Source organism: Streptomyces sp. NPDC020681 (assembly GCF_044334895.1).
GTDB lineage: Bacteria > Actinomycetota > Actinomycetes > Streptomycetales > Streptomycetaceae > Streptomyces.
This window is the reverse complement of record NZ_JBIRTX010000003.1, coordinates 635159-661756: the sequence shown is the minus strand read 5'-3', so window position 1 is coordinate 661756 and position 26598 is coordinate 635159. Positions and strand designations below refer to the sequence as shown.

Genomic DNA, 26598 nt, shown 5'->3' with positions numbered 1-26598 from the left:
CCTAGAGCGGCAGGTCGGCGACCGCGAGGCCGGGTGCCTCGGAGCCCGCGGTGGCCAGCAGGGAGCCGTCCGGACCCCAGACGGCGCTGAGGCCGGGGCAGTCTCCCGCGCCGCCGGGCCCGACCGGATTGGCGAGGAGCACGTAAAGGCCGTTGTCCCGGGCCCGTACGGGATAGACCGCATCGAACACGTCGCTGTCCCTGTCGTGCGCTGAACTCGCCACGTACACCCGGCAGTTGTCCGCGACGGCGCGCTCGGCGAGCTCCGGGAAGCGGTTGTCGTAGCAGATCGCCGTGGCGAACCGGACGCCGTCGATCTCGAACCGGCCGTCGTCGCGGCCCGCCGCGAAGATGTCGTTCTCCTCGCCGTGCAGATGCACCTTGTCGTAGCGAGTGAGGTGCTCGCCGTGCGGGCCGATGACCAGCGAGGCGATGGTGGGCTTCCCGTTCGTGCCGCGCACCGGGCAGCCGACCAGTGCGGCGGTGGAGGTGTCGCGGCACATCTCGCGCAGCGGGTCGAGCCGCGGATCGTCGTCCGTGAGCCACAGCGCCGGATCCTTGGCGAGCAGCGGCAGTTCGTACCCGGTCGCCGCGAGCTCGCCGAAGGCGACCAGCCGCGCTCCTCGGCCGGCCGCCAGGCGGACGAGCTCCCGCATGGTGTGGACATTGGACTCGATGTCGCCCGCCACGGGCGTGAACTGCGCCGCCGCTGTCTTCATGGCCCCATGGTCGCATCGTCCCCGTCCCACCACGCAGATGGGGTTAGGGCCTGATCCAGACGACAGGCCCTAGCGTTGACCACATGGAAAAGGGCATGGAAAAGATCGCATTCCTCGGTCTCGGCAACATGGGCGCGCCCATGGCACACCGGCTCCTCGCCGCCGGGCACCCGCTCACCGTCTGGAACCGGACGCCCGCGAAGGCCGATGCACTGGTCGCGGACGGCGCGGTGCTCGCCGCCACACCGGCGGCGGCCGTGCGGGACGCGGACGTCGTCATCACGATGCTCGCCGACCCGCAGGCCGCGCTCGACGTCGCCGACGCGATGATCCCGGCGCTGCGGCCCGGCGTCCACTGGATCGACACCTCGACGGTCGGCCCGGAGACCGTACGGGAGGTGGCGGCGCGCCTGCCGGAAGGCGTGCCGCTGATCGACGCGCCGGTGATGGGCAGCACGGACCGCGCGGCGACGGGCGAACTCCTCATTCTCGCGGGCGGCGACACCGCCCCGGTCGCCGAGATCCTCGGCCGCCTCGGCACGGTCACCGCCTGCGGCGGCCCCGGCACCGGCGCCGCCCTGAAACTGGTGCTGATCAACGCGATGATCGGCGGCGTGGCCCTGGTGTCGGAGACCCTGCGCCTCGCGAAGTCGATGGGCCTCCCGGAGTCCCTGGCGAGGGAGAGCCTGGCGCAGGGCCCGCTGTCGGGCGCGGTGTCCCGGGCGTACGCGAAGGACGCGCTCTACGCGGTCTCGCTGGCCGCCAAGGACGTCGCCCTGGCAACGTCCGCGTTGCCAGGGCTCCCGATCCTCACGGCGGTCCACGAGACGCTCACGTCCCGCCCGGACCTTGCGACGAAGGACCTGTCGGCGATCCGCGAGCACGGCTGAAGGTGTGTCAGGGCGTGGACTCCGCCGTCACATGGATGATCTCGCGGACCTGCGCGATGATGTCCAGCCGGTTCTTGACGAACTCCGGGTCCGTGATCTCCGTCGTGTTTCCCGCCCCGAACTGCAGTACCGGCGTGTGCACATGGCCTCCCGGGATCGTCAGTCCCAGCCGGTCCCGCAGCAGCGTCGCCCGGTACGCGATCTCGTTCGACAGGTAGTCGCCGCCACCGCCCGCGCGGGCCGCCGAGCCGGGAGTCGGTCCCGTCGGGCTGACCACGGGGGCAGTCGCGCCCGCCGGGATCTCCGTCACCGTCGTGTTGTCGTAGACCGGGAAGCGGCCGGTGTTCGCCGCCACGATCGCCTGATACGGAAGCGTCGTCGTCGTCCACTGCGGCTGCGACGCCGGGTCGGTCACCGGCACCATCCCCGTACGCGAGATGTTCTCGTTGTCGCCGAACCCGCCCCGCCACGCGCCGTTGTGGCGCTCGATGTCGATACGGCCCACCCGGCCCTGGCTCACCGTCGTGAACAGATCCGCCTTCGGCAGCTGCTTGCGCAGCGTCCGTTCGACCGTGCCGTCCGCGAAGTCGTCCCAGCGGACGGGGAAGACGGCCGTCTCGATCCGGGCGGGGCCGTCCGCCGTGCGGATCCAGGTGCCGTCGAGCGCGAGCGCCGTCGCTCCGGACGGATTGCTGATGCGGATGTCGCGGTCCAGCGTGAAGGGGTCGAAGCCGGTCATCACGATGCGCTTGATGCCCTTGCCAGAGGGGAAGTTCATCGAGTCCTGGCCGCGCGACGACCGCTCCAGGCGGTCCAGCAGACGGGCGCGCTGCGCGTCGGTCACGCCGAACTCCGGCTGCCACTGCCGCAGTTCACGCGTCATCCCCAGCCGCGCCCAGTACAGCGGCCGGTCGTCGTCCCGGCTCAGATCGCCGGCCGCGGGCCCGCGGCCCTGCGCCCGGTCCACCGCCCTGTCCCACAGCCGCGCACTGTGGTGCCCGACGGCCCGCTCGGCCTCCCGGTACGAATCCGCCCCGGCCAGCGCGTCCGCGAACCGCGGTGCCACGGTGTCGAATCCGCTGCGCCGCAGGATCTCCTGCGGCACGGCCCGGTCGAGCCGCGCCTCCTCGACGGTGACCGGCGGAGCCGGTGCGGGGGCGGGGGCGGCGGTGGCGAGGGGCGGGGCCGACAGGGCGAGAGCGGCAACGGCAGCGCCAACCACCGTCATGCGCACAGGTGTCCGGGCCACGGCAATCCTTCCGTAGGGGGTGGCGGAAGTATTGCCTTCGGACCGGTGCCGTGGCCAGTGCGTCACTCCGGCCGCGTGTCGCCCAGGAGACTCAGGAAGTCCTGGAACGCCTCCGGCATGTTCAGCGCCTGCGGATCCAGCAGCCATTGGTACTGCAGTCCGTCCATCACCGCGGCCAGCAGCGGCGCGGCCCGCTCCGGCGTGAGACCGCCCGGCAGTCTGTCGCCGTACTCCGTGCGCAGCATCCCGGCCAGTTCCTGCCGCACCTGCGCGTAGCGGTGGGTGAAGAAGTCCCTCGCCGGATGGTCCTCGGTCACGCTCTCGCCGAGCAGTGCGGAGAACGTCTGCACCATTCCCGGCCGCATCGCGTTGTACTCGACCAGCGAACCGAGCAGTTCCATGCGCCAACTCCCGCCGGAGCCGCCCCCGGTGTCCCACTGGTCGCGCTCCTCCAGCACCGCGACCAGCAGTGCCTCCTTGGTCGGGAAGTAGTGGAGCAGTCCCTGCTGGGTGAGTCCGACCCGCTCGGCGACCGCGCCCAGCGACGCGCCCCGGTAGCCGCGCTCGGCAATCACCTCGAGCGCGGCGCGGAGAATCTCCGCCCGTCGTTCCTCGCTTCTGGCCCTGGGCATCCCCGTCGGTCCCTTTCCTCGGTCCTTTGCCGACAGGACCGTACGGCATCATTGCGTCACTAAAAGATAACGAACCCTACCGCTCTACAGGTAAACGCGTCACGATGGCGGCATCAGCAGGACGATGTGGAGGAGGCGCTCGCATGACCGACGCGACCATGGACGCACGTATCGAGGCGGCCGTTGGGACGGCCCTCGCCAAACTCGATCTCGACGCCAAAGCACAGCTGCTCGCCGGCCAGGACATGTGGTCACTGCCCGCGCTCCCCGAGATCGGCCTGAAGTCCCTGGTCATGTCCGACGGCCCGATCGGCGTCCGCGGAGTGCGCTGGAGCGCCGACGACCCGTCCGTCGCGCTGCCGTCCCCGACCGCGCTCGCCGCCACCTGGGACCCGGCGCTAGCCCGCCGCGCGGGCACGCTGCTCGCACAGGAAGCCCGCCGCAAGGGCGTGCACGTCCTCCTCGCGCCGACCGTGAATCTGCACCGGTCCCCGCTCGGCGGCCGCCACTTCGAGTGCTACTCCGAGGACCCCTACCTCACCGGCGAGATCGGCACCGGCTACGTCCAGGGCGTCCAGAGCGGCGGCGTCGGCACCACGGTCAAGCACTTCGTGGCCAATGACGCCGAGACCGAACGCTTCACCGTCGACAACCTCATCGAGCCGCGCGCGCTGCGCGAGCTCTATCTCGCACCCTTCGAGACGATCGTCGAAAACGCCCGCCCCTGGGGCCTCATGGCCGCCTACAACCAGGTCAACGGCGCCACGATGACCGAGCACCACCACCTCCAGAACGAGGTGCTGCGCGGCGAATGGGGCTTCGACGGCGCGATCGTCTCCGACTGGACGGCCGCACGCTCCACGGTCCGCGCGATCCTCGGCGGCCTCGACATCGCCATGCCGGGCCCGCGGACCGTGTACGGCGAGGCCCTCGCCGCCGCCGTCCGCGCGGGCGAGGCCGACGAGTCCGTCCTCGACGCGGCCGTACGCAATGTGCTGCGGCTCGCCGCCCGCGTCGGCATCCTCGACGGCGTGGGCCCCGCCGTGACCGAACTTCCCGCCGCGGTCGACGGCGACGCACTGGCCCGCGAGATCGCCGTCCGCTCCTTCGTCCTCGTACGCAACGAGAACCGGACCCTGCCCTTCGACACGGCCGAAGTCCGCACCGTCGCGCTGATCGGGGCTGCGGCCCGCGACGCCCGCGTGCTCGGCGGCGGCTCGGCCATGGTCTTCCCGGAGCACATCGTCTCGCCGCTCGACGGGCTGCGGGCGGCACTGCCCGCAGGCGCGCTGACCTACGCCGTCGGCGCCGAGCCGAGCGATGAACTCGCCGTCGCCGACCAGGGGTTCGAGCTCCGCGCCGTCTGCCGGGACGCCGAGGGGCGGATCATCGGGGAACGCTCGCTGCCGAGCGGGCAGCTCCAGTGGATCGGCGGCGACCTGCCCGACGGCGTCACTCACGAGACTCTGCACAGCATCGAGATCAAGGGTGTCTTCGTGCCGCGCGAGAGCGGTGAGCACGTGTTCGGGACGCGCGGGCTCGGCGCGTTCACGCTCGAGGTCGGCGGGATCGCGCTGTGGACCGGGGTGCAGGAGCCGGACGACAAGTCCGACCCCTTCGAGGCGTTCTTCGGCGCGCCCCGCGAGCGGGCCCGTGCACAGCTCACCGCGGGTGAGCCGGTGCAGGTGTCCCTGCACCACCCGGTCCAGCACGCTCCGAACACACCTCTGGCCAGGGTGATCTTCTCGCTGACCCACCTCGGCCCGCAGCGCGACCCCGACGAGCTGATCGCCGAGGCGGCCGACGCCGCGCGGGCCGCCGACGCCGCGGTCGTGGTGGTCGCCACCACCGACCGCGTCGAGTCCGAGGGCTTCGACCGGCGCGACCTGAGGCTTCCCGGCCGCCAGGACGATCTCGTACGGGCCGTGGCCGCGGCCAATCCGAACACCGTCGTGGTCGTCAACTCCGGCTCACCCGTGGAAATGCCGTGGCGTGACTCGGTGGCGGCGGTGCTGCTGAGCTGGTTCCCGGGCCAGGAGGGCGGAGCGGCGCTCGCCGACGTGCTGCTCGGCACGGCGGAGCCCGGCGGCCGGCTGCCGACCACCTGGCCGGCGGCTCTCGCGGACTCGCCGGTGACCGATGTCGCCCCCGTCGACGGCGAACTCACCTACACGGAGGGCCTGTTCATCGGCTACCGCGCCTGGGACCGCGCGGACACGGCTCCCGCGTACTCCTTCGGCCACGGCCTCGGCTACACCACCTGGGAGTACGAATCGCTGGAGGCGACCCCGACGACGGCCAGGGTCCAGATCCGCAACACCGGCACCCGCGCGGGCCGCGAGACGGTCCAGCTCTACCTCGCCCCGCGCGGGGACAGCGCGTCCCGCCCGGCGCGCTGGCTGGCGGGCTTCGCCCAGGTGGAGGCGGAACCGGGTGCCGTCGCCGAGGTCGAGATCCCGCTGCGCCGGCGGTCGTTCGAGGTGTGGGAGGAAGGTGAGTGGGCCTTTGTGCCGGGCCCGTACGAGGTCCGCGCCGGACGTTCGCTGACGGACACCCGCCTCTCGGCGACGGTGGAGGTGTGATGTCCCGGCGTCACACCGGGGGCGTACGCGACGTCACATTGCGGTACGCGATCTCCGCCAGCCGGCCCTGGCCGTTCTTGCTCGGGTGGAACCAGTCCCAGCGGCTCAACTGGTCCCCGCTGAAGCGGAAGTCGAACACCGCACCGCCGTCGTACCGGCACCGCAGGTCCTTGCCGCAGACGTCCTTCAGTACCTCGTTGTAGGCCACCACCCGCTCCTGCACCTGCGTCCGCCGCGCCTGCGCCTTGATGCTCTCGTCCTCCGCGTCGCCGAGCATCGAGGCGCAGATGCCCAGCTTCCAGATCTGCCGGCCGAGCGGACTCCCGCGGCCGGTCGACCAGAGCCGCTTCAGATCCGGCACGCTCGACACGTACACCTGGGCCTTCGGCGCCGTACGCCGCAACTCCCGCAGCGCGCCCTTGAAGGATGTCCGGAACTCCTCCACCGGAGTCATCAGCGCCGCCGAGTCCGCGCACGCGTCGTTCGCGCCCACCATCACCGTGACCAGTTCGGGCCGCTTCGCCGCCGCCAGGGCCATCTGCTCCGGCAGGTCGGCGACATCGGCGCCGGAGCGCGCGTAGTTCCAGCTGCGCTCGGCGACCGCCGCGGGCTCGCCGATCAACCGCAGCGCCAGGCTCCGCACCTTCTCGTCCGTGCCGGTCGCCCAGGACGCCTCCGGGCAGTCGGAGAGCACCACGCACGCGTCGAAGCCGCGGGTGATGGAGTCACCCACCGCGGCGACGGAGTCCGGGCTGCGGTCCCAGACCGGTGTGGGCTTGGGAGAGGGCCGCCGCTTGGAGGGCGATCCGTTGGTCCGGGAGTCCGACGAGGAGTCACATCCGGTGAGCACGCCGGTCGCGAGTAACGCGGCGGCCGTCAGGGCCGCCGCTGTGCCGCGCGCGCGGCGACGGCTCCGAGTGGTCTCCGGCATCCCCTGTTCCCCTCCGTATCACCGGTCTGTGAGGTCCTGCCGAGTGAAAGCTTGGTGCGTACGGGCCCCAGGACCGACATTACGACACCCCGCGGCCACCTACTCACGGTAGCTTTTCCCCGTCGACCCAGAGGCATCGTGCCCATCGGCGGCTCCGGTAAATTACATCACGTCACATGCTGTCCCTTTTGTGGAGTTTGACTCCCGATGCTGTTTACTGAGGCCGCTGGGAAGGCGATCCTCGTCCCACACTGGAGGTCCCGGTGACGACACGTGGCGTTCTGTACGTTCACTCCGCACCGCGCGCGCTGTGCCCGCACGTCGAATGGGCGGTCGCGGGTGTGCTTGGCGTACGCGTCCAGCTCGACTGGATCCGGCAGCCGGCATCGCCGGGCACCTGGAGAGCCGAGTTCTCCTGGCGCGGCCAGGTGGGCACGGCCTCCAAGCTGGCCTCCGCGCTGCGCGGCTGGCATCTGCTGCGCTTCGAAGTCACCGCCGAGCCCTGCCCCACCGCCGAGGGCGAGCGCTACAGCGCCACGCCGGACCTCGGGATCTTCCACGCCGTGACGGGGATCCACGGCGACATCCTGATTCCCGAGGACCGGCTGCGGGCGGCGCTGGCGCGGTCGGCGCAGGGCGAGACGGAGCTCGAGGCGGAGATCGCCAAGCTGCTCGGCAAGCCGTGGGACGACGAGTTGGAGCCGTTCCGCTATGCGGGCGAGGGCGCGCCGGTCCGCTGGCTCCACCAGGTGGTCTGACCGTACGTAACGCGAAGGGCCCCCACCGGTCGATGGTGGGGGCCCTTCGCGTTACGTACTACGGACTCATACCGTCCGGAACGCCAGCACCACGTTGTGGCCGCCGAAGCCGAACGAGTTGTTGATCGCCGCGATGGTGCCCTGCGGCAGCGTGCGGGGCTCGCCGCGCACGATGTCGGCGTCGACCGCCTCGTCGAGCTCGTCGATGTTGATCGTCGGCGGGGCCGTGCGGTGGTACAGCGCGAGGACCGTCGCGACGGTCTCGATGCCGCCCGCGCCGCCCAGCAGATGACCCGTCATCGACTTCGTGGCGGAGACCGCCACGTGGTCGAGGTCGTCGCCCAGGACCTTGCGCAGGGCCTTGATCTCGGCGATGTCGCCCTGCGGCGTCGAGGTGGCGTGCGCGTTGAGGTGCACGACCTCGGACGGCTTGAGGTCCGTCGCGTCCAGCAGGTTCTGCATCGCGGTGGCGATGCCGCGGCCCGTCGGCTCGGGCTGCGCGATGTGGTGGCTGTCGGCCGACAGGCCCTGGCCCAGCACCTCGCAGTACACCTTCGCACCGCGTGCGGCGGCGTGCTCGGCCGACTCGAGGATGACGACGCCCGCGCCCTCGCCGAGGACGAAGCCGTCACGGGCCGTGTCGTACGGACGCGAGGCCTTCTCGGGCTCGTCGTTGTTCTTGGACATCGCCATCATGTTGGCGAACGCCGCGACGGGCAGCGGGTGGATGGCCGCCTCGGTGCCGCCGGCGACGACCACCTCGGCGCGGCCGGTGCGGATCATCTCCACGGCGTAGCCGATCGCCTCGGCGCCCGACGCACAGGCGGAGACCGGAGTGTGCACGCCCGCCCGGGCGTTCACCTCCAGACCGACGTTGGCGGAGGGGCCGTTCGGCATGAGCATGGGCACGGTGTGCGGGGAGACGCGGCGTGCGCCCTTCTCCTTGAGCACGTCGTACTGGTCGAGCAGAGTCGTTACTCCTCCGATGCCGGAGGCGATGACGGCGCCGAGCCGCGCGGGGTCGATCTTCTCGTCCTCGCCCGCGGGACCGGTGTAACCCGCGTCCGCCCAGGCCTCGCGGGCCGCGATCAGCGCGAACTGCGCCGAGCGGTCCAGCTTGCGGGCGAGCGGGCGCGGCAGGACCTCACCCGGGTCGACCGCCGCGGGCGCGGCGATCCGGACCGGAAGGTCGGCGAACCGCTCGCCTTCGAGGGGCTTCACTCCGGAGCGCCCGGCGAGCAGACCCTCCCAGGTCGATGCGCTGTCGCCACCCAACGGTGTGGTTGCGCCGATACCGGTGACGACCACAGTGCGATTGGTCGAGCTCACAGGAATTCTTTCTCCACGTGTAGGGGGTGCTGAATTGTCACGACGCCACCGCCGGGTGGCGACAAGCGCGTATCAGGCTCAGGCCTGGTGCTTGGAGATGTAGTCCGCGGCGTCGCCGACGGTCTTCAGGTTCTTGACGTCGTCGTCAGGGATCTTGACGTCGAAGCGCTCTTCGGCGGCGACGACGACCTCGACCATGGACAGCGAGTCGACGTCCAGGTCGTCGGTGAAGGACTTGTCCAGCTGGACGTCCTCGACCGGGATGCCGGCGATCTCGTTGACGATCTCGGCGAGACCGGTGACGATCTCTTCCTGAGTGGCGGCCATGTGGCGCTCCTTCGGGTGTTGTATCAGAGGGTGGTGCGTCCGGAAGATCCGGTTGCTTAGGGGAGGGTAACGACCGAGGCTGCGTAGACGAGACCCGCCCCGAAGCCGATGACGAGCGCCGTGTCGCCGCTCTTGGCCTGCCCGGTCGCCAGGAGCCGCTCCATGGCGAGCGGGATCGAGGCGGCCGAGGTGTTGCCGGTGGTCTCCACGTCACGGGCGACCGTCACGTGCTCCGGCAGTTTCAGAGTCTTCACCATCGAGTCGATGATCCGCATATTGGCCTGGTGCGGGATGAAGACGTCCAGGTCGTCCGCGCTGATTCCGGCCGCGTCCAGCGCCTGCTGGGCGACCTTCGCCATCTCGAACACGGCCCACCGGAAGACCGCCTGGCCCTCCTGCGTAATGGCCGGGAACTTCTCGACGGTGCCGTTGCGGTAGTCGTCCCACGGCACGGTCTGCTTGATCGTGTCGGACTTGTCGCCCTCGGAACCCCACACCGTGGGGCCGATCTTCGGCTCGTTGGACGGGCCGACGACGACCGCGCCCGCGCCGTCGCCGAACAGGAAGGCCGTCGCGCGGTCCTCCAGGTCGGTCAGGTCGCTGAGCCGCTCGACGCCGATGACGAGCACGTACTCGGCGGAACCCTCCACCACCATGCCCTTGGCGAGCGTGAGCCCGTAGCCGAAGCCGGCGCAGCCCGCGGAGATGTCGAACGCCGCGGGCTTTATCGCGCCGATCTTGTCCGCGATCTCCGTGGCGATGGCCGGAGTCTGCTTGAAGTGGGAGACCGTGGAGACGATGACGCCACCGATCTGCTGCGGCGTGATCCCGGCGTCGGCGATCGCCTTTCCGGCAGCCTCGACCGACATCGCGCTCACGGTCTCCTCCGGGGAGGCCCAGTGGCGGGTGGCGATGCCCGAGCGGGAGCGGATCCACTCGTCGGAGGAGTCGATCGTCTCGAGGATCACCTCGTTCGGCACGACCCGGGTCGGGCGGTAACCGCCGACACCCATGATGCGTGCGTACGGGGCGCCCTGGCTGGGCTTGATCTTCGACATGCGCTACGGCTCCTTGTCAGGCTGCTGAATGCTCGGCGACGAGCGTGCGGGCCGCGTCGAGGTCGTCGGGGGTCTTGAGCGCGAGCGTCTGCACGCCCGGCAGAGCGCGCTTGGCGAGGCCGGTGAGGGTGCCGCCCGGGCAGACCTCGACCAGGGCCGTGACGCCCCGCTCCTTGAAGGTCTCCATGCACAGGTCCCAGCGGACCGGGTTGGCGACCTGGCCGACCAGCCGGGCGATGACCTCGTCGCCGGTGGCTACGGCCGCGCCGTCCTTGTTGGAGACGTACGTGACCTTGGGGTCGGCGATCGCGAGCTTCGCGGCGGCGTCGTCGAGGGCGGCGACCGCGGGCGCCATGTGGTGCGTGTGGAACGCGCCCGCGACCTTCAGCGCGATCACTCGCGCCTTCTCCGGCTTGTTCTCGGCCAGCGCGGCGAGTTGCTCGGCGGTGCCCGCCGCGACGATCTGGCCGGCGCCGTTCACATTCGCCGGGGTCAGACCGAGGCTTTCGAGATGCGCCACGACCTGCTCGGGGTCGCCGCCCAGGACGGCCGACATGCCCGTCTCGGTGACCGCGGCGGCCTCGGCCATCGCAAGTCCCCGCGTGCGTACGAAGTTGAGCGCGGCGGTGTCGTCCAGGACGCCCGCGAACACGGCGGCCGTGATCTCGCCGACGCTGTGACCGGCGACGGCCCCGGGCGTGATGTCACCCAGCGCCGAGGCGGACAGCAGTCCGGCCGCGACCAGCAGCGGCTGCGCCACGGCGGTGTCGCGGATCTCGTCCGCGTCGGCCTTCGTGCCGTAGTGGGCAAGGTCGAGCCCGATGGCGTCGGACCAGGCCGCGATGCGGTCGGCTGCGCCGGGGAGTTCGAGCCAGGGAGTCAGGAAGCCGGGCGTCTGAGCGCCTTGGCCGGGAGCGACGAGTACGAGCACCCTCACACTCTCTCTTGTGGACGGTCTCGGACGCCCGTGAGGACAGGGACGAAGAACCGTCAGGGGAATTGTTGGTGTCCGACAAAAGTCTAGGACTGCGTATCTCCGTCGGCCAGACGCCCGAGGATGAGCGCGATCCGCAGCGTGAAGGCGGAGCGTACATCGGAGGGTGACCATCCGGTGACGTCTGTCACACGTCGCAGCCGGTAGCGCACGGTGTTTGGGTGCACGAACAACATCCTCGCCGCGCCTTCGAGACTACTGGCCTGTTCCAGATAGACACTCAGAGTTTCCAGAAGTGCCGAACCGGCTTCTTCCAGTGGTCTGTAGATCTCCTCCACCAATTGGTCGCGCGCGGCGGGGTCGGCGGCGATCGCGCGCTCCGGCAGCAGATCGTCCGCGAGGACCGGCCTCGGCGCGTCCTGCCAGGCCAAACACGCCTTGAGCCCGGCGGCAGCGGCCTGCGCGGACCTGGTGGCGGCGAGCAGATCCGGCACGACGGGTCCGGCGACCACGGGACCGGCCGCATAAGGCCCGATCAGAGCCTTGGCGACCTGCAGCGGATTGTCGCTGCCGCCCGCGATGACGACGAGCCGGTCACCGAGCACTCCGGTCAGGACCTGGAGCTTGGCGTGCCGGGCGGCCCGGCGGATCGCCTCGACGGTCAGTTCGCTGTCGCCGTCCGGCGCGGTGCCGAGGATGACGCAGACATGCTCGGGCGAGTTCCAGCCGAGCGCGGCGGCGCGGGAGACCGCGCCCTCGTCGGCCTCGCCGGACAGCACGGCGTTGACGACCAGGGACTCAAGACGGGCGTCCCAGGCGCCACGGGCCTCGGCGGCCTGCGCGTACACCTGGGCGGTCGCGAAGGCGATCTCCCTGGCGTACACCAGCAGCGCCTCGCGCAGCACCGACTCGTCGCCGGGAGCGGCGACCTCCTCGATCGCCGCCTCCATGACCTCGATGGTGGTGCGCACCATCTCCACGGTCTGGCGGAGCGTGATGGCGCGGGTCAGCTCGCGCGGCGCGGTGCCGAAGACATCGGTCGAGATCGCCTGCGGGGTCTCCGGATGCCGGAACCACTCGGTGAACGCGGCGATGCCGGCCTGGGCGACCAGGCCGATCCACGACCGGTTCTCCGGGGGCATCGCCCGGTACCAGGGCAGCGTCTCGTCCATGCGGGCGATGGCGTTCGCGGCCAGCCGGCCGGAGGACTGCTCCAGCCGGCGCAGGGTCGCGGTATGCGGGTGGGCGGCGTTCGCTGCGGGTTCGGGCACGGGACAAGACTGCCTTATCAGGACCAGAGAGCTAAGTGGCGGGGTTCGTGCACATGCGCTGCGGCCGTCCCGCGCGGGTCTACCGTGTTCTCGTGATTGACGTACGGCGCTCCGCGGACCGCTACCGCGGCGGCGACCCCGGCTCCGGCATCGAGTCCTGGCACGCCTTCTCCTTCGGGCGCCACTACGACCCGGACAACCTTCGCTTCGGCGCGGTCCTCGCCTGCAATGAGGAGCGCCTCGAACCCGGCGCGGGCTTCGACGAGCACCCGCACAGCCACACCGAGATCGTCACCTGGGTCGTCGAGGGCGAACTGACCCACCGCGACTCCACGGGCCACGCGACGCTCGTCCGCCCCGGCGACGTGCAGTGCCTCAGCTCGGCGGGCGGGGTGCGCCATGTGGAGCGCAACGACGGCGACACGCCTCTGGTCTTCGTGCAGACGTGGCTCGCGCCGCTGTCCCCGGGCGGCGACCCGTCGTACGAGATCGTCCGCGGCATCGCCGACTCGACCCCGTACGCACTCCCGGAGGCGGCCGCGATGCTCCACGTCCGCCGCCTCGCCCCGGGCGAACGCACCGCGGTCCCGGACGCGCGGGCGGTCTACCTCCATGTGGTGAGCGGTGAAGTCCGGCTCGGCGACCAGACGTTGGGCCCTGGGGACGCGGCGCGGATCACGGACGCGGACGGGCTGGAAATGGCCGCGGGCGCGGCGCGGGCCGAGGCGTTGATCTGGGAGATGTCAGGCTGACGTGGCCCGCAGCTCGGCCAGCACCGCGTCCGTGAACGGGGGCCAGGCCGCGATCGCCCAGGGGCCGAAGGCGCGGTCCGTGAGCGTCACGCAGGCCGCGCCGGCGACCGGGTCGATCCACAGGAACGTGCCCGACTGGCCGAAGTGCCCGAAGGTGCGCGGCGAGGACGAACTGCCCGTCCAGTGCGGGGACTTGTGGTCCCTGATCTCGAAGCCGAGGCCCCAGTCGTTCGGCTTCTGGTTGCCGTAGCCGGGCAGGATGCCGGACAGGCCCGGGTGGACCACCGTCATCGCCTCCAGGACCGTGCGGGGGTCGAGCAGCCGCGGCGCCTGGACCTCGGCCGCGAAGCGGGCCAGGTCGTCGACGGTCGAGACGCCGTCCTTCGCCGGAGAGCCGTCCAGGGTCGTCGCCGTCATGCCGAGCGGTTCGAGTACCGCCTGGCGCAGATACTCGGCGAACGAGATGTCCGTCGCCTTCGCGATGTGGTCGCCGAGCACCTCGAAGCCCGCGTTCGAGTACAGCCGCCGGGTGCCGGGCTCGGCCGTCGCGCGGTGCTCGTCGAAGGCGAGGCCGGAGGTGTGCGCCAGCAGATGACGGACCGTCGAGCCCTCGGGACCTGCCGGCTCGTCGAGCTCGATCGCGCCTTCCTCGTACGCCACGAGCACGGCGTACGAGGCCAGCGGCTTGGTCACGGAGGCGAGCGGAAAACGCTGCGAGGTCGGCCCGCGCGAACCGGCGAGCGAGCCGTCCGCACGTACGACGGCGGCCGCCGCGGTCGGTACGGGCCAGTTCTCGATCATCGCCAGGCTCTGCATGCGTACGAGCCTAAAGGGTGAGCCGCATCGCCGGATCGGGGGTCCGGACGAAGCCGAGGGAGGCGTACAGGGGCTCGCCGTCCGGTGAGGCCCGCAGGTCGATTTTCCGTACGCCGCGCTCCTGGAACCACGCCAGCAGTGACTCCACGCAGGCGCGGGAGTGGCCGCGGCGGCGCATGTCCGGATCGGTCGCGACGCTGAAGACGTATCCGCTGGTGCCGTGCGGATTGCCCGGTCCGCCGAGCCGGTATTCGATCGTGCCGACCGCGCACGCCGCCAGGCCGCCGGGGCGCTCGACGACGAACGCCGTCAGGTCGCCTGCCGGTTCGGCGAGCTTCTTGCGCAGGGTGTCGACGGCGGTGGGCTGCCAGCTGACGTCGGGATTCGGCCCGAGGAACGAGTCGTGCATGACCTTGCGGAGGCGGACCAGCTCTTCGGCGTCCTCGGGTGTGGCGCGGCGGGCGAGACTCATGCGACCGGAGGCTAATCCTGGCGTTGAGAAAACTGCCACAGGTTTCTGCTTGCTTGGAGTGCACTCCAAGGTTCTAGCGTTGACGGCATGACGGTGATCGAGAGCAGTGCCGTACGAGTGGATCTCTGCAAGGCCGCTCCCCGGGTGCATCCGCGCCCCGAGGGGCAGGACCGCTACACGATCAGTGAGGTCGTCGCCTTCACCGGGCTCACCGCGCACACCCTGCGCTGGTACGAGCGGATCGGGCTGATGCCGCACGTCGACCGGTCGCACACCGGGCAGCGGCGGTTCACCAACCGCGACCTGGACTGGCTCGCCTTCGTCGGCAAACTGCGGCTCACCGGCATGCCCGTCGCGGACATGGTGCGCTACGCCGAGATGGTGCGCGAGGGCGAGCACACCTTCGAAGGACGGCAGGAGCTGCTGGAGCAGACCCGGCGTGACGTCCTCACGCGGATCGCGGAGCTCCAGGACACGCTCGCCGTGCTGGACCACAAGATCGAGTTTTACGCGGGCGCCCACCGGGCGCCGGAAAGGGCCTGAACCCTGATGGCTGATTCCTTGACGAGTGGCAGCAAGATCGCACAGGTGCCCCTCGGGAACGACGGACCACTGGTCGGCGTGCAGGGCCTGGGCTGCATGGGCATGAGCGAGTTCTACGGAGACACGGACCAGGCCGCCGCCCGGGACACCCTGGAGGCGGCGCTGGAAGCGGGTGTCACGCTCTTCGACACGGCGGACGTGTACGGGCGGGGGGCCAACGAGGAGTTCCTCGCGCCGTTCTTCGGCGCGCACCGCGACGAGATCACGCTGGCCACGAAGTTCGCCATCGAGCGGACCGACGACCCGAAGTACCGGGGCGTACGCAACGACCCGGCGTACATCCGTCAGGCCGTCGACGCCAGTCTCAAGCGGCTGAAGACCGAGGTCATCGACCTGTACTACATGCACCGCCGCGACCCGGCCGTGCCGCTCGCCGAGTCCGTCGGCGCGATGGCCGAACTGGTCCGGCAGGGCAAGGTCAAGCACCTCGGGCTGAGCGAGGTCACCGGCCCGGAACTGCGCGAGGCGCATGCCGTGCACCCGATCGCGGCGCTTCAGTCGGAGTGGTCGCTGTTCAGCCGGGACGTGGAGCGCAGCGCGGTCGGCGCGGCGGCGGAGCTCGGTGTCGCGCTGGTGCCGTACTCGCCGCTCGGGCGCGGCTTCCTGACCGGGGCGTTCGCGGACGCCGGCAAGGAGCTGTCGTCCGGCGACTTCCGGCAGAGCATGCCGCGCTTCACCGGCGACAACGCCACGTCGAACGCGGCGCTCCTGGAGCCCGTCCGCAAGATCGCGGAGGCGCACGGAGCGACGCTCGGCCAGGTGGCGCTGGCGTGGGTCCAGCAGCAGGCCGCCGTGCACTCGCTCGCCGTGATCCCCATCCCGGGCACGCGCAGGACCAGCCGCCTGCGGGAGAACGTCGCGGCGCCCGGGCTCACGCTGACCCCGGACGAGTTGGCGCTGCTGGAGCCGATCGCGTCGGAGGTGTCGGGCGATCGCTACCCGGACATGTCCGCCACGTCGACGGCGCGGGAGCAGTAGCCAGGGCTACGCCAGCCCGAACGCGAACACCGCGAAGCCCGCCGCCAGCAGCCCCGCTGCCGCGCGGCGGGCTTTCGACGCCTTCGTCCACGGGGCCTCGAAGCCCCGTGCGTACCGCCCGATCAGGACCAGCAGCCCGGCGAAGACCGGCAGCCAGGCCAGCCGCGCCAGGATCCAGCCCGCCGAGTCCGGCGCGGTCGTCAGTCCGGGCACCGCACCCGCGAAGGAACCCGGGACGACCGCCGCGAGCATCGCCGTCTGGTGCCAGCACAGGATCGTCATGGCGGACAGATTGATGACGACGACCGGCGCCCACAGCGCGGGCCTGCGCAGCAGCTTCGCGATCCGTTCCCGCAGCAGGATCGCGGCACCGCTCTGCGCCGCCGCGAGCGCGAGGACGAGCAGCGACGGCGGATGCGAGTTGGTGCGGGCCTCGCCCGGGACGCCGACCATCGACGCCGGGTAGTGGAACGCGATCAGCAAGGCGCCGAACAGCGCCACACCGCCGGCGAGCAGCACTTTGGCGTGCCGCTTGGTGAGTCGGCCCTCGCCCCAGCTGACGCCGAGCTGGTACGCGAAGAGCCAGCCCGGGAGGATGTTCAGCACGCTGATCCAGGACGGCATGGCATCGGCGTACGGGCCGTAGCGCAGGAAGTCGACGACGGCGACGCTCGCGAGCAGCGGCGCGGCGGCCCAGGGGCCGAGTCTTCGGGCGGCGCGTACGCAGTACGGGGTCAGGGCCGTCACCACCGTGTACACGCCGACGAACCACAGCGGCTGAACCACCAGCGTCGAGCCCGTGTGCAGCGTCGTGCCGGGCACACCGGCCGCGTACAGCACCGGGATCATCGCCGCCCAGACGGCGGTGACACCGAGGACGGGACGGCCGAGGCGGACGGCGCGCTGCCGCAGCCACTGGGCCGTGGAGCCGGTGCGGCGGTTGTACGAGAGTACCGACGCAAAGCCGCCGACCAGGAAGAAGATGCCGAGCATCTGAAGCACCCAGCTGGCCGGTGCGAAGAAGCCGAACGAGGCGAGCGGGCTGGCGTTGTGCAGCGCGCCGTCGGAGTCGCGCGTGAAGCCGCCGAGCAGCCAGTGCCCGGTCGGCACGGCGAGCAGCGCGAGAGCGCGCAGGCCGTCGATGGCACGGTCGCGGTGCGCCGGAGTCTGCGCCTCGATCTTCTCGGCCAGTTTCATGGAGTCCTGCCTTCGGCGATGGAGGCGAATGCGCGCAGCGAGTCGGTGCCGGGGGCGAAGTAGCCGGTGTGCCCTTCCGCCTGCTCGGCGGGTACGCGGCGGGCGCCGAAGCCGGGTTCGGTGGGGTCGTTGCCGTGGCCGAGTCCGGCGAACTCGATGTTCGGGACCTTGGAAATCCAGTCCGAGGGGTCCTTGGCGGCCCAGAGACGTGCGTCCGTCTTCAGGTCACGGGCTGAGCCGGCGCGCATGCCGGGCGAGCCGAGGACGACGATGTCGCGGGCGTTGACGTCCTCGGCGGCCAGTCCGCAGACGACGGAGCCGTAGCTGTGGCAGAACAGGCTGGGCTTCGCGGCGCCGACGGCCTTCAGCCCCTGCGTGAACCGGGCGAGACGGCCGGCCCCGGCCTCCGCGAGATCGCCGGACGCGGCGTCCAGACCGACACCGACGGGTGTGGTGTAGCCGGTCCAGGCGATGACCGCGGTCCGGTTGTGGGTGGCGGCGCGGAGCGACTTCGCCATGCCGGCGGGCGTGCCGTACGGGTCCTTCGCGCGGTCGAAGGTACCCGCGTCCATGTCGGAGCCGGGCACGACCACCGAGACGCTGTCGGCCTTGCCCAGGTCGCCGTACACCTCGGCGACCTGCCCGCGGCCGCGCGGGTCGAAGGCGAGTATCTGCCGCCCGGACTCGGCGAGCCGGGCGAAGCGGGTGCCTTCGATCGCCAGCGCGTTGGCCCGGTACCGCAGTTCTACGGGTGCGCCGTCGAGATTTCCCACGACGAGGGAGTGGCGACGGGCGAGCTCATCCCGGCCCTTGGGATCCAACTCGCGGAAGAATTCAGCGACTTGGGCGGGCGAGGCGGTGGCGGGGTCCGGCAGCGTCCGACCCGTCGACCGGTCGGCCACCCAGGCATCGGCCCCGGGCGGCGGCCCGGTGACGGCCTGTTGTGCACTTCCGGACGCCCACCCGGCGGTCCCGGCGACCACGGTCGTCGTGACGGCAACGGCCACCAGGGTTCGTTTGTACCGGCGCATGCGGCCTTCCTCTCGTCGTACGTCGGGCTGACGCAGAGGAAGGTAGGAAGGAGGTGGGTGCGGAGTCGTCGGTCCGGGGAGCCAGGTTGGGGGTCATACCGGGGTACGGGGGGTCGCACGGCCGCACCGAACCGCGAGCGGGCTTCCGGTGACTTGGGGCGGAGCCCCGAGGAATCAACCCCCCGGCTTCACCAGGCCCGACTCGTACGCGAAGATCACCGCCTGCGCCCGGTCGCGCAGGTCCAGTTTCGACAGCACCCGGCCGATGTGTGTCTTCACCGTCTGTTCCGCCACCACCAAGTGCTCCGCGATCTCCTGGTTCGACAGGCCCCTGGCGATCAGTTCCAGGACCTCCGTCTCCCGCGGAGTAAGGCCGTTCAGGCGCAGCGACGTGCGGTCCGCCCGGGGCGCCGGGCGCTGGGACGCGAAGTCGGCGATCAGCCGGCGGGTCACCGACGGGGCGAGCAGCGCCTCGCCGGAGGCCACCACGCGGACCGCCGCGATCAGGTCCGCCGGCGGGGCGTCCTTCAGCAGGAAGCCGGACGCGCCCGCGCGCAGCGCCTCGTACACGTAGTCGTCCACGTCGAAGGTGGTCAGCATCAGCACCTTGGGGCGGTGCACGACCCCTGCCGGCGGCTTCAGGATCTCCCGGGCGGCAGCCAAGCCGTCCATCTCTGGCATGCGGACGTCCATCAGGACCACGTCCGGGTGCGTGGAGCGCGCGATCTCGACGCCCGCACGGCCGTCCGGCGCCTCGCCCACCACGTCGATGTCCGACTGCGCCGCCAGCAGCGCGGCAAAACCCGCCCGCACCATGGCCTGGTCGTCGACGATGATCACGCGGATGGTCACGAGGGGTCCTCAACGCTCAGGGGGAGACGGGCCGCGACGCGGAAGCCGCCGTCCGGCAGCGGTCCGGTGTCCAGCGTTCCGCCGGTCAACCGTACGCGTTCGCGCATGCCGACAAGTCCGTGCCCGGTCCCCGTACTCTCCAGCGGCGAAACCGGCTGTTCCGCGGGCCCGTTGACGACCAGCACCGTCAGCCAGTCCCCGTCCTCGCCGTCCCCGCCGCTCCCGTCCTTGTCCTTGTCCTTGCCCTTGTCCATCGTCACCGAGACCCGCGTCGCCGCTCCCGGCGCGTGCCGCACCACATTCGCCAGCGCCTCCTGGACGATCCGGTACGCCGACAGATCCACCGTCTGCGGCACCGCGTCCAGCTTCGCCGGCAGCGACAACTCGGCCGGCACACCGGCCCGTACCGTCGCCTCCACCAGCTGCTGGACCCGGCTGAGCCCGGGCTGCGGCGCCAGTTCGCTCTCCGCGCCCTCGCTCCGCAGCACCGTGAGCAGCCGCCGCATCTCCGTCAGCGACTCGCGCGCGCCCGCCGCGATCGCGCCGAACTCCTCGCGCGCCGCGTCCGGCAGACCCTCGATCCGGTACGGCGCCGAATCCGCCTGCACCGTGATCACGGACATGTGGTGCGCCACCACGTCGTGCAGCTCACGGGCGATCCTGGCGCGTTCCTCCAGCAGCGTGCGCTGGGCGCGTTCCGCCTCGCTGATGGTCTCCTGCACCACCAGCCTCCGCTGTGCGTCGCCGCGTTCCCGCAGCGCGCCCGTGACGACCAGCGTCACACCGCTCAGTACGAACAGCAGCAGATGAATTCCGTCGCTCCGCTCCTGCGAGAGCAGCTCGAACAACAGCCCCGCCGCGCCCGTGGCCAGCCAGACCGCGAGCAGTCTGCGGCGCGGCTCGCGCAGGCCGAGGCAGGCCATCAGGACCACGTAGCCGACGACCACCATCGGGGTCCACGGCCAGCTCCGGCCCACTGTCCCGTCCGCGCTCATCAGCGCGAACGCCCCGCCGACATCCGCGGCGAAGACGATCCACCAGGCGTGCATCGGCCGGGTGACGGCGAGCAGCAGCGGTACGGTCTGGGCGGTGGCCAGGGCTCCCGCGAGCGCGCCGCCCAGCTCGTAGTCCTGGGTCAGCACCGAGGCCGTGACCGGCAGCAGCGTGACGACGAACGCGAACACCACCGCGTACGGCAGCAGCCGCACCCACCGCTTCTTGGCGTCGCCGAAGAGCGGTGCGGTGGACTCGGACGGCGTGCGGAGCTCGGCCGCGAGGGCCCGCAAGGGGGCGCGGAACCTGGGCCTGGCCCTGGTCTTTGGCTTGGGCCTGCTGGGTTTGACGGGTTCGGTCATGACGTGATCAGCGTAGGGGGTGTCCCTCGGATCAGGCCGGATCAGTGAGCGGGGTCTGGTGCGTGCAGCTGCAAGGCGGAGGAGGGAGACATGGCGGAGCCATGGCGACCGACGACAACGCGGCAGATGTGCGTGCCAGGGCACGCGAACCCGGCAAGATCCGAGAGACACCCCCTAAGGCAGCGCGGTGTGCGGACGGCGTCATACTCGGGAGCCGGGCGCGGTGTCATACCCGGGTACTACCCGCGGGCCCTACAGCTCCGCGAGCAGCTCCGCCTTCTTCGTGCTGAACTCCTCGTCCGTCACCAGACCCGCCTGATGCAACTCACCGAGGTGCCGTATCCGCTCCGCGATGTCCGCCGGGTCGCGCCGCCCCGCACGGAGCGCCGGTACCGGAGTCGAGCCGGACTTCCGTACGGACTCGAGCACCGCGGCCGCGAACGGCAGCGACTCGTGCACCGGCCCGTACCTCAGCCCGAACAGCACCGCGGCCGGATCCTGATCCGCTTGTGCCGCAGCGGGTACGTCGCCGTGCCGCAGCAGCCGCAGATAGCCGTCGAAGGCCTCCGGCGAACGCCATTCGACGCCGCTCAGCTCGGCCACCGGGTAACTCTGGTCGCCCGCCTTCCACTTGGCCGACGAAGCGCCCGTCCACGACCAGCGGAAGTCGACGTGCGAGCCGTCGAAGGAGGCCTTTCCGTCATACGCCTTGAAGCTCAGCGGGGCCTTCGGCGCGGCCACGGCGTACCGTTCGGCCGCCAGGTCCGCGTCCGCCGGGAGCAGCGCCCGGAGTTCGTCGGCGTAGTACTCCGCGAGCGTCTCGCGCTCGGCGGGCAGCACCAGCCGGTACGGATCGCAGCTTTCCTTCAGCTGCCCCGCCGCCGCCTCCATCAGCGGATCCGCGCCAGGTCTCGGCGCGGCGTGCAGCACCACCGTTCCCCGCTTGCCCTCGGAGAGCGCCACCGACGCCAACGCCTCGTGGGGGATGCGGCGTTCGCCGAGCGCCTGGAACAGCTTCGGCGTACGGTGCCCCCGGTCGAAGCGGATGACTACGGAGTCGGTCTCGAACTCCCACGTGGCTTGAATTCCCGCCAGCACATCACCCATACGCCTCATCGTAGGTGCCGTTCGCCCGCGCGTCGCCCCTCGGTGGTCAGACCGGCTCACGATGTTCTACGCGCGTCAGAGCGCCTCGTCGCCGTAAATATCACTGCGGCATGTGTCATTGCCGCTCGCACAGCTCACGCCGTCGTACGAACCGACCCCTATTTCCGCGAAGTTGCTGAGGCTGTCAGTTCCCGGCTCGAAATAGCCGGTGTGGCCGACGGCGCCCGCCGCCGACGCCACGCGCGCGCCGAACTCCGGTGCCACCGGGTCCTCGCCGTGACCGAGCCCGCCGACCTCCAGATGCGGCACGTCCTGGATCCAGTCGTCGCTGTCTCGCATCGCCCACACCCGGGCGTCGGTCCCCAGCCCGGCCACGTTCTCGGCCCGCATGCCGGGGCTGCCGGCCACCGCGATGTCGGTCACCCGGCCGGGCAGGCCGCGGGCGGCGACACCGCACACGACGGAGCCGTAACTGTGGCAGAACAGCGCGACCTTGGACCGGCCGGGCAGCGCCCCGGTGAGCGCGGTGAGCCGCACCGCGCCGCTCTCCGCCCGTCGTCCTATGGCCGAGTCCATGCCGATGCCGACCGGCGCGGTGTAGTCGGCCCAGGCGATGACTGCCGTACGCGTACGGGGAGAGGCGGCCCGCTCGGCGGCGAACAGCGACTGCGCCATGCCCACGGGTGCGGAGTATTTGCGCTGGGTCCGCTGGAAGGTGAGCAGATTGGTGTCGACACCGGGGACGATCACCGACACGCGCTCGGCGCGGTCGAGATCGCCGAATACCTCGGCGACCTTGCCGGGCCCCGAGGGGTCGAAGGCGAGGATCTGCCGGTCGGCGCTCATCAGCGCCTCGAAGCGGTTCATCCTGCGGACGGCCTCGCGGTGGCCGTCCGCGGTGAGGCGGGTGTCGGCGACGCGTTTGCGCTCGAGATTGAGCGAGTGCCCGAGGGCCGCGCGGTTGGCGCGGTAACGCAGCGAGACCGGAACACCGTTGAGATTGCCGACCACGAGCGGGTAGTGGTCGGCGAGCCGGGCGCGCTGGGTGCTGCTGATCGAGGCGAAGAAGGCGGCGAGCTTCCCTGGCGCCGAGTCCGGTCCGGGCAGCAGGCGGGCCCCGATCCGGTGCTTCTTCCAGCCGGCCAGCTCTGCTTCGAGGATGTCGCGAGGTCCGCCGTGGTGGCGTACGGCAGTCCAGCCGCTGGTCGCCAGCATGATGAAGACCACGGCGAGGGCCAGCAGTGCGCGCCAAGCGTTGAGTGTGGGGGAGGAGTCGAAGGAAGTCACTGCGGGACACCCTAGGAGACGTGTGAGGCGGCTCGCGAAGACCGTGAGCGAGATCACGTGTTCCGGGGACGTTTGGGGGTTATGCATTACATTCCGTGCGCCTGCCGCGTACGCTCCGGCGCGCTGACGAACGAACGCCGCCCGCGCCTGGTTACGGCTTCCGCCAGTTCCCCGCCAGCGTCCCGTCCAGGTGGTCCAGATACGTCGCGGTCAGGGTCTTGATCGACTCCCTGCTGAAGTCCTCGCCCTGGCCCCACAGCCGTCCCGCGGCCCGCATCACGCCGCCGAACGCCGCGACCGCCACCCGCGGCCGCGGGTCGGCGTCGACGTCCAGGCCCTCGCGCTCGGCGATCAGCCGCGCGATCTCCTCCTCCATCACCGTGGAGCGGCGCAGATGGATCGCCAGCAGGGCGGGCGTGGACTCGATCATCTGGTAGCTGCGCATATGGAGATCGAGCGGCACAATCTTCTCGATCGCCTCGCCGATCGTCTCCCAGCCGCTCAGCACCGCGTTGCGCAGCGCCTCGAACGGGCCTTCCTCCGCGGGCCGTTCACGCAGCGCCGCCACGAAGTGGGACTCGGCGAGCTCCTGGACGGCGAAGGCGGCCTCCTCCTTGTTGGCGAAGTACCGGAAGAAAGTGCGCTGCGAGACCTCGACCGCGTCCGCGATCTCGTCGACCGTCGTCTGCTCGTATCCCTTGGTGGTAAAGAGCTCCAGGGCGGCGCGCAGCAGCGCGTCCCTGGTGCGCTGCTTCTTCCGTTCGCGCAGCCCAGTCGCCGGTTCGTGCGGTCCAGCGGCTGGTTCGTGCAGTCCGGTGGTCGGCTCGGCGGTCACTTCACGGTCCTCTTTCCGGCACTTTGACCAGCTCAGCCTACCTGTGAGCTACATGACAGTTACCGACTTGTGAACTGGTTTGTCAACTGTCAGCGACTGACACTAGCCTCCTTCCATGACTAGTCAGACCACCGTCGAAAAGGCGCCGAAGGACCCGCAGGACTCCATACCGGCGCCGGCCAAGGGGCTGCGCGGCCACCCTTGGCTGACGCTCTTCGCCGTGGCCATCGGCGTGATGATGGTCGCCCTGGACGGCACGATCGTCGCGATCGCCAACCCCGCCATCCAGAAGGACCTCGGCGCCACCTTCGCCGACGTCCAGTGGATCACCAACGGCTACTTCCTCGCCCTCGCCGTCACCCTGATCACCGCGGGCAAGCTCGGCGACCGCTTCGGCCACCGGCAGACCTTCCTCATAGGCGTCGTCGGATTCGCCGCGGCCTCCGGAGCCATCGGCCTCTCCGGCAGCATCGCGCTGGTGGTCACCTTCCGGGTGCTCCAGGGCCTGTTCGGCGCCCTGCTGATGCCGGCCGCGCTCGGCCTGCTGCGCGCCACCTTCCCGGCCGAGAAGCTGAACATGGCGATCGGCATCTGGGGCATGGTCATCGGCGCATCCACCGCGGGCGGGCCGATCCTCGGCGGTCTGCTGGTCCAGCACGTCAGCTGGCAGTCGGTCTTCTTCATCAACATCCCGGTCGGCGTGATCGCGCTCGCGCTCGGCATCGTGATCCTCAAGGACCACCGCGCAAAGAACGCGCCGAGGTCCTTCGACATCCTGGGCATCCTGCTGCTGTCGACGGCGATGTTCTGCCTGGTCTGGGCGCTCATCAAGGCCCCGGCCTGGGGCTGGGGCGACGGAAAGACATGGGGCTTCGTCGCCGCGTCCGTGATCTGCTTCGCGCTCTTCGCCTTCTGGGAGACCAGGGTCGCGGAACCGCTCATCCCGCTGAAGCTGTTCCGCTCCGTGCCGCTGTCCGCCGGTGTGGTCCTGATGGTGCTGATGGCCATCGCCTTCATGGGCGGTCTGTTCTTCGTCACCTTCTATCTGCAGAACGTGCACGGCATGAGCCCGGTCGACAGCGGACTCCATCTGCTGCCGCTGACCGGCATGATGATCGTCGGCTCGCCGCTGGCCGGCGCGCTGATCACCAAGTCGGGGCCGCGGATCCCGCTGGCCGGCGGCATGGTGCTCACGGCGGTCGCCATGTTCGGCATGTCGACGCTGTCCACCGACACCGGCAGCCTGCCGATGTCGGTCTGGTTCGCCATGCTCGGCCTCGGCCTCGCGCCGGTCATGGTCGGCGCGACCGAAGTCATCGTGGGCAACGCGCCGATGGAGCTGTCCGGCGTCGCCGGCGGTCTGCAGCAGGCCGCCATGCAGATCGGCGGCAGCCTCGGTACGGCGGTGCTCGGCGCGGTCATGGCCTCCAAGGTCGACGGCGACCTGCCGGGCAACTGGGCCGACGCACAGCTCCCGCCGCTCACGCCGGCCCAGCTGGACCAGGCGTCGGAAGCCGTTCAGGTGGGTGTGCCGCCGGTCGCGCCGGGAACGCCGCCCGAGATCGCCGGGAAGATCGTCTCCGTCGCGCACGACACGTTCATCTCCGGCATGGGCCTGGCCTGCCTGGTCGCCGCGGGTGTCGCGGCTGTCGCGGTCTTTGTCGCGCTGCTGGCGAAGGGCGGCTCGAACGCCGAGGCGGGTGCGGGCGCCGCCCACATCTGACGTCCCTCACGCGTCAACTTCGTGCGTACGACAGCCCCGCCGGGCCCGCCCGGCGGGGCTGTCGCCTATCCGGGTGATCAGCCCCTCACCCCCTTCCCGCACGTGCCGGCCGCGGGTCAGGGTGCGGTCAAGTGATCAGTACGACACGGGGGTTGACCGACATGCGCAAGATCGTCACGGCCGGAGTCCTGGCCGTCGCAGCACTCACGCCGCAGACCGCCATCGCCACGCCTCACCTGGGCGAGTGCGCGCGCGGCGAGCTCTGCCTCTGGGAGCAGGAGGACTTCGAAGGCGTCCGCCAGGTCCATGAACTGTCCGGCACGGACATCGACAGCTGCGTGCCCCTGCCGGCCGGCACGTCGGCGCAGGCGCTCGCCAACCGCACGGGGCGGCCCGTCACCACGTACCAGTCGGCCGAGTGCGCGGAGACGGGCGAGTTCGAGACCTACCCGGGCGGCGGCACCTGGGTGCCCCAGTCGCCGTACCGGGTGCGGGCGTTCAAGATCTGGGAGAGCTGAGGCCGCGAGAGCCGACGTCTGGCGGAGTCGAATGGGGGTACCCGCTGTGTCGAGCCCCTGATTCGACGAGACCTCAGGGAGTGATGATGGCGGGCTTCGGACACACCACGCGCAGGCACCCCCGCTCACGAGGCCGCAACTGGTCCCGGAGCGGGCCGGATCGCGCGGCGCTCGGAATCATCGGGCTGATCTGTGCGATCGCGGGATTCTTTGTGCTGGGGATCGTTCTCGGCCCGCTCGCGATCGTCTGCGGCTGGCTCGGCATGGGCCGCCGCTGGAACGGCGCACAGCCGGTTCCGGCGCTGGTCGCCCTCGTACTCGGCGCTATCGACACGGTCCTTGCCGTCGTCTGGCTGGCGGGAGCCACGGTTCCCGCGAGCGGGATGTGGTGAC

Annotated in this window: 27 protein-coding genes; 9 read left to right on the top strand and 18 right to left on the bottom strand. The window is 70.9% G+C overall.

The window, feature by feature from the left end:
- Position 1: 1 nt before the first annotated feature.
- A complete protein-coding gene (locus tag ACH4YL_RS10155) occupies positions 2-718 on the bottom strand; it encodes a carbon-nitrogen hydrolase family protein (RefSeq protein WP_398506584.1) in 717 nt (238 codons plus the stop codon).
- A 95-nt stretch (positions 719-813) separates the two neighbouring features.
- Between ACH4YL_RS10155 and ACH4YL_RS10150 the strand changes: the two genes are divergently transcribed.
- Entirely contained in the window at positions 814-1608 is a 795-nt protein-coding gene (locus ACH4YL_RS10150; RefSeq protein ID WP_398506582.1) for an NAD(P)-dependent oxidoreductase, read from the top strand.
- Between the two features lie 7 nt (positions 1609-1615).
- On the opposite strand, the gene ACH4YL_RS10145 is transcribed toward ACH4YL_RS10150, so the two are convergent.
- Positions 1616-2836: a pyroglutamyl peptidase gene (locus tag ACH4YL_RS10145; RefSeq protein WP_398506580.1), complete on the bottom strand. Its 1221-nt coding sequence runs from the start codon at positions 2834-2836 to the stop codon at positions 1616-1618.
- Positions 2837-2919: 83 nt separating this feature from the next.
- Positions 2920-3489 carry a TetR/AcrR family transcriptional regulator gene (locus ACH4YL_RS10140; protein WP_398506578.1) on the bottom strand — a complete coding sequence of 190 codons (570 nt, stop codon included), beginning with the start codon at positions 3487-3489 and terminating at the stop codon, positions 2920-2922.
- A gap of 143 nt (positions 3490-3632) precedes the next feature.
- Between ACH4YL_RS10140 and ACH4YL_RS10135 the strand changes: the two genes are divergently transcribed.
- A complete protein-coding gene (locus ACH4YL_RS10135) occupies positions 3633-6071 on the top strand; it encodes a beta-glucosidase (RefSeq protein WP_398506576.1) in 2439 nt (812 codons plus the stop codon).
- Positions 6072-6081: 10 nt separating this feature from the next.
- Here ACH4YL_RS10135 and ACH4YL_RS10130 read toward each other — a convergent pair whose 3' ends face one another.
- Positions 6082-7002, bottom strand: coding sequence for an SGNH/GDSL hydrolase family protein (locus ACH4YL_RS10130; protein WP_398506574.1), 921 nt, complete (start codon positions 7000-7002; stop codon positions 6082-6084).
- Positions 7003-7265: 263 nt separating this feature from the next.
- Between ACH4YL_RS10130 and ACH4YL_RS10125 the strand changes: the two genes are divergently transcribed.
- Positions 7266-7760: a DUF3145 domain-containing protein gene (locus tag ACH4YL_RS10125; protein ID WP_398506570.1), complete on the top strand. Its 495-nt coding sequence runs from the start codon at positions 7266-7268 to the stop codon at positions 7758-7760.
- Positions 7761-7826: 66 nt separating this feature from the next.
- On the opposite strand, the gene fabF is transcribed toward ACH4YL_RS10125, so the two are convergent.
- The 5 genes from fabF to ACH4YL_RS10100 form a co-directional block, all read right to left on the bottom strand.
- The gene (gene fabF / locus ACH4YL_RS10120; RefSeq protein ID WP_398506568.1) at positions 7827-9089 is read right to left on the bottom strand and encodes a beta-ketoacyl-ACP synthase II; all 1263 of its coding nucleotides are present in this window, start codon (positions 9087-9089) and stop codon (positions 7827-7829) included.
- A 78-nt stretch (positions 9090-9167) separates the two neighbouring features.
- The gene (locus ACH4YL_RS10115; RefSeq protein ID WP_266857402.1) at positions 9168-9416 is read right to left on the bottom strand and encodes an acyl carrier protein; all 249 of its coding nucleotides are present in this window, start codon (positions 9414-9416) and stop codon (positions 9168-9170) included.
- Positions 9417-9472: 56 nt separating this feature from the next.
- Positions 9473-10474 (bottom strand): ketoacyl-ACP synthase III, encoded by a 1002-nt coding sequence (locus ACH4YL_RS10110; RefSeq protein ID WP_398506566.1) that lies wholly within the window; start codon positions 10472-10474, stop codon positions 9473-9475.
- Positions 10475-10490: 16 nt separating this feature from the next.
- Positions 10491-11405 (bottom strand): ACP S-malonyltransferase, encoded by a 915-nt coding sequence (locus ACH4YL_RS10105; protein WP_398506564.1) that lies wholly within the window; start codon positions 11403-11405, stop codon positions 10491-10493.
- An 89-nt stretch (positions 11406-11494) separates the two neighbouring features.
- Positions 11495-12679 carry a PucR family transcriptional regulator gene (locus ACH4YL_RS10100; RefSeq protein WP_398506562.1) on the bottom strand — a complete coding sequence of 395 codons (1185 nt, stop codon included), beginning with the start codon at positions 12677-12679 and terminating at the stop codon, positions 11495-11497.
- A 92-nt stretch (positions 12680-12771) separates the two neighbouring features.
- Between ACH4YL_RS10100 and ACH4YL_RS10095 the strand changes: the two genes are divergently transcribed.
- Positions 12772-13431, top strand: a complete 660-nt coding sequence (locus ACH4YL_RS10095; protein WP_398506560.1) for a pirin family protein — start codon at positions 12772-12774, stop codon at positions 13429-13431.
- Here ACH4YL_RS10095 and ACH4YL_RS10090 read toward each other — a convergent pair.
- Both ACH4YL_RS10090 and ACH4YL_RS10085 read right to left on the bottom strand, forming a co-directional pair.
- Positions 13423-14247, bottom strand: coding sequence for a serine hydrolase domain-containing protein (locus tag ACH4YL_RS10090; RefSeq protein ID WP_398506558.1), 825 nt, complete (start codon positions 14245-14247; stop codon positions 13423-13425). The genes ACH4YL_RS10095 and ACH4YL_RS10090 overlap by 9 nt on opposite strands.
- A 10-nt stretch (positions 14248-14257) precedes the next feature.
- Positions 14258-14719: a GNAT family N-acetyltransferase gene (locus tag ACH4YL_RS10085; RefSeq protein ID WP_398506556.1), complete on the bottom strand. Its 462-nt coding sequence runs from the start codon at positions 14717-14719 to the stop codon at positions 14258-14260.
- A gap of 87 nt (positions 14720-14806) precedes the next feature.
- Between ACH4YL_RS10085 and ACH4YL_RS10080 the strand changes: the two genes are divergently transcribed.
- Together ACH4YL_RS10080 and ACH4YL_RS10075 are read left to right on the top strand one after the other, a co-directional pair.
- Positions 14807-15262, top strand: a complete 456-nt coding sequence (locus tag ACH4YL_RS10080; protein WP_398506554.1) for a MerR family transcriptional regulator — start codon at positions 14807-14809, stop codon at positions 15260-15262.
- A gap of 6 nt (positions 15263-15268) precedes the next feature.
- On the top strand, positions 15269-16300 hold the full coding sequence (locus ACH4YL_RS10075) for an aldo/keto reductase (RefSeq protein WP_398506553.1): 1032 nt from the start codon (positions 15269-15271) through the stop codon (positions 16298-16300).
- A gap of 6 nt (positions 16301-16306) precedes the next feature.
- Here ACH4YL_RS10075 and ACH4YL_RS10070 read toward each other — a convergent pair whose 3' ends face one another.
- The 7 genes from ACH4YL_RS10070 to ACH4YL_RS10040 form a co-directional block, all read right to left on the bottom strand.
- Complete coding sequence (locus ACH4YL_RS10070) at positions 16307-17497, bottom strand: acyltransferase (protein ID WP_398506552.1); 1191 nt, start codon at positions 17495-17497, stop codon at positions 16307-16309.
- Positions 17494-18528 (bottom strand): alpha/beta hydrolase, encoded by a 1035-nt coding sequence (locus ACH4YL_RS10065; protein WP_398506550.1) that lies wholly within the window; start codon positions 18526-18528, stop codon positions 17494-17496. Before ACH4YL_RS10065 ends, ACH4YL_RS10070 begins: the two co-directional genes overlap by 4 nt.
- Before the next feature lie 174 nt (positions 18529-18702).
- Entirely contained in the window at positions 18703-19380 is a 678-nt protein-coding gene (locus ACH4YL_RS10060; RefSeq protein WP_398506548.1) for a response regulator, read from the bottom strand.
- Complete coding sequence (locus ACH4YL_RS10055) at positions 19377-20735, bottom strand: sensor histidine kinase (protein ID WP_398506546.1); 1359 nt, start codon at positions 20733-20735, stop codon at positions 19377-19379. Before ACH4YL_RS10055 ends, ACH4YL_RS10060 begins: the two co-directional genes overlap by 4 nt.
- A gap of 252 nt (positions 20736-20987) precedes the next feature.
- On the bottom strand, positions 20988-21842 hold the full coding sequence (locus tag ACH4YL_RS10050) for a DUF4429 domain-containing protein (protein ID WP_398506545.1): 855 nt from the start codon (positions 21840-21842) through the stop codon (positions 20988-20990).
- A gap of 75 nt (positions 21843-21917) precedes the next feature.
- Positions 21918-23129 (bottom strand): alpha/beta hydrolase, encoded by a 1212-nt coding sequence (locus ACH4YL_RS10045; RefSeq protein WP_398506543.1) that lies wholly within the window; start codon positions 23127-23129, stop codon positions 21918-21920.
- 151 nt (positions 23130-23280) lie between these two features.
- Positions 23281-23964, bottom strand: a complete 684-nt coding sequence (locus tag ACH4YL_RS10040; RefSeq protein WP_398506541.1) for a TetR/AcrR family transcriptional regulator — start codon at positions 23962-23964, stop codon at positions 23281-23283.
- 115 nt (positions 23965-24079) lie between these two features.
- Between ACH4YL_RS10040 and ACH4YL_RS10035 the strand changes: the two genes are divergently transcribed.
- The 3 genes from ACH4YL_RS10035 (at position 24080) to ACH4YL_RS10025 (ending at position 26597) form a co-directional block, all read left to right on the top strand.
- Positions 24080-25687 (top strand): MFS transporter, encoded by a 1608-nt coding sequence (locus tag ACH4YL_RS10035; protein ID WP_398506539.1) that lies wholly within the window; start codon positions 24080-24082, stop codon positions 25685-25687.
- Between the two features lie 161 nt (positions 25688-25848).
- On the top strand, positions 25849-26205 hold the full coding sequence (locus tag ACH4YL_RS10030) for a peptidase inhibitor family I36 protein (RefSeq protein ID WP_398506537.1): 357 nt from the start codon (positions 25849-25851) through the stop codon (positions 26203-26205).
- Positions 26206-26288: 83 nt separating this feature from the next.
- Positions 26289-26597 (top strand): small hydrophobic protein, encoded by a 309-nt coding sequence (locus tag ACH4YL_RS10025; protein ID WP_398506535.1) that lies wholly within the window; start codon positions 26289-26291, stop codon positions 26595-26597.
- Position 26598 lies beyond the last annotated feature (1 nt).

Excerpts from the sequence above, each read along its gene's own strand:
- ACH4YL_RS10155 (WP_398506584.1), bottom strand. The coding sequence starts at position 718 with ATGAAGACAGCGGCGGCGCAGTTCACGCCCGTGGCGGGCGACATCGAG.
- ACH4YL_RS10150 (WP_398506582.1), top strand. The coding sequence starts at position 814 with ATGGAAAAGATCGCATTCCTCGGTCTCGGCAACATGGGCGCGCCCATG.
- ACH4YL_RS10145 (WP_398506580.1), bottom strand. The coding sequence starts at position 2,836 with ATGACGGTGGTTGGCGCTGCCGTTGCCGCTCTCGCCCTGTCGGCCCCG.
- ACH4YL_RS10140 (WP_398506578.1), bottom strand. The coding sequence starts at position 3,489 with ATGCCCAGGGCCAGAAGCGAGGAACGACGGGCGGAGATTCTCCGCGCC.
- ACH4YL_RS10135 (WP_398506576.1), top strand. The coding sequence starts at position 3,633 with ATGACCGACGCGACCATGGACGCACGTATCGAGGCGGCCGTTGGGACG.
- ACH4YL_RS10130 (WP_398506574.1), bottom strand. The coding sequence starts at position 7,002 with ATGCCGGAGACCACTCGGAGCCGTCGCCGCGCGCGCGGCACAGCGGCG.
- ACH4YL_RS10115 (WP_266857402.1), bottom strand. The coding sequence starts at position 9,416 with ATGGCCGCCACTCAGGAAGAGATCGTCACCGGTCTCGCCGAGATCGTC.
- ACH4YL_RS10110 (WP_398506566.1), bottom strand. The coding sequence starts at position 10,474 with ATGTCGAAGATCAAGCCCAGCCAGGGCGCCCCGTACGCACGCATCATG.
- ACH4YL_RS10090 (WP_398506558.1), bottom strand. The coding sequence starts at position 14,247 with ATGCAGAGCCTGGCGATGATCGAGAACTGGCCCGTACCGACCGCGGCG.
- ACH4YL_RS10085 (WP_398506556.1), bottom strand. The coding sequence starts at position 14,719 with ATGAGTCTCGCCCGCCGCGCCACACCCGAGGACGCCGAAGAGCTGGTC.
- ACH4YL_RS10080 (WP_398506554.1), top strand. The coding sequence starts at position 14,807 with ATGACGGTGATCGAGAGCAGTGCCGTACGAGTGGATCTCTGCAAGGCC.
- ACH4YL_RS10075 (WP_398506553.1), top strand. The coding sequence starts at position 15,269 with ATGGCTGATTCCTTGACGAGTGGCAGCAAGATCGCACAGGTGCCCCTC.
- ACH4YL_RS10070 (WP_398506552.1), bottom strand. The coding sequence starts at position 17,497 with ATGAAACTGGCCGAGAAGATCGAGGCGCAGACTCCGGCGCACCGCGAC.
- ACH4YL_RS10065 (WP_398506550.1), bottom strand. The coding sequence starts at position 18,528 with ATGCGCCGGTACAAACGAACCCTGGTGGCCGTTGCCGTCACGACGACC.
- ACH4YL_RS10055 (WP_398506546.1), bottom strand. The coding sequence starts at position 20,735 with ATGACCGAACCCGTCAAACCCAGCAGGCCCAAGCCAAAGACCAGGGCC.
- ACH4YL_RS10050 (WP_398506545.1), bottom strand. The coding sequence starts at position 21,842 with ATGGGTGATGTGCTGGCGGGAATTCAAGCCACGTGGGAGTTCGAGACC.
- ACH4YL_RS10035 (WP_398506539.1), top strand. The coding sequence starts at position 24,080 with ATGACTAGTCAGACCACCGTCGAAAAGGCGCCGAAGGACCCGCAGGAC.
- ACH4YL_RS10030 (WP_398506537.1), top strand. The coding sequence starts at position 25,849 with ATGCGCAAGATCGTCACGGCCGGAGTCCTGGCCGTCGCAGCACTCACG.
- ACH4YL_RS10025 (WP_398506535.1), top strand. The coding sequence starts at position 26,289 with ATGATGGCGGGCTTCGGACACACCACGCGCAGGCACCCCCGCTCACGA.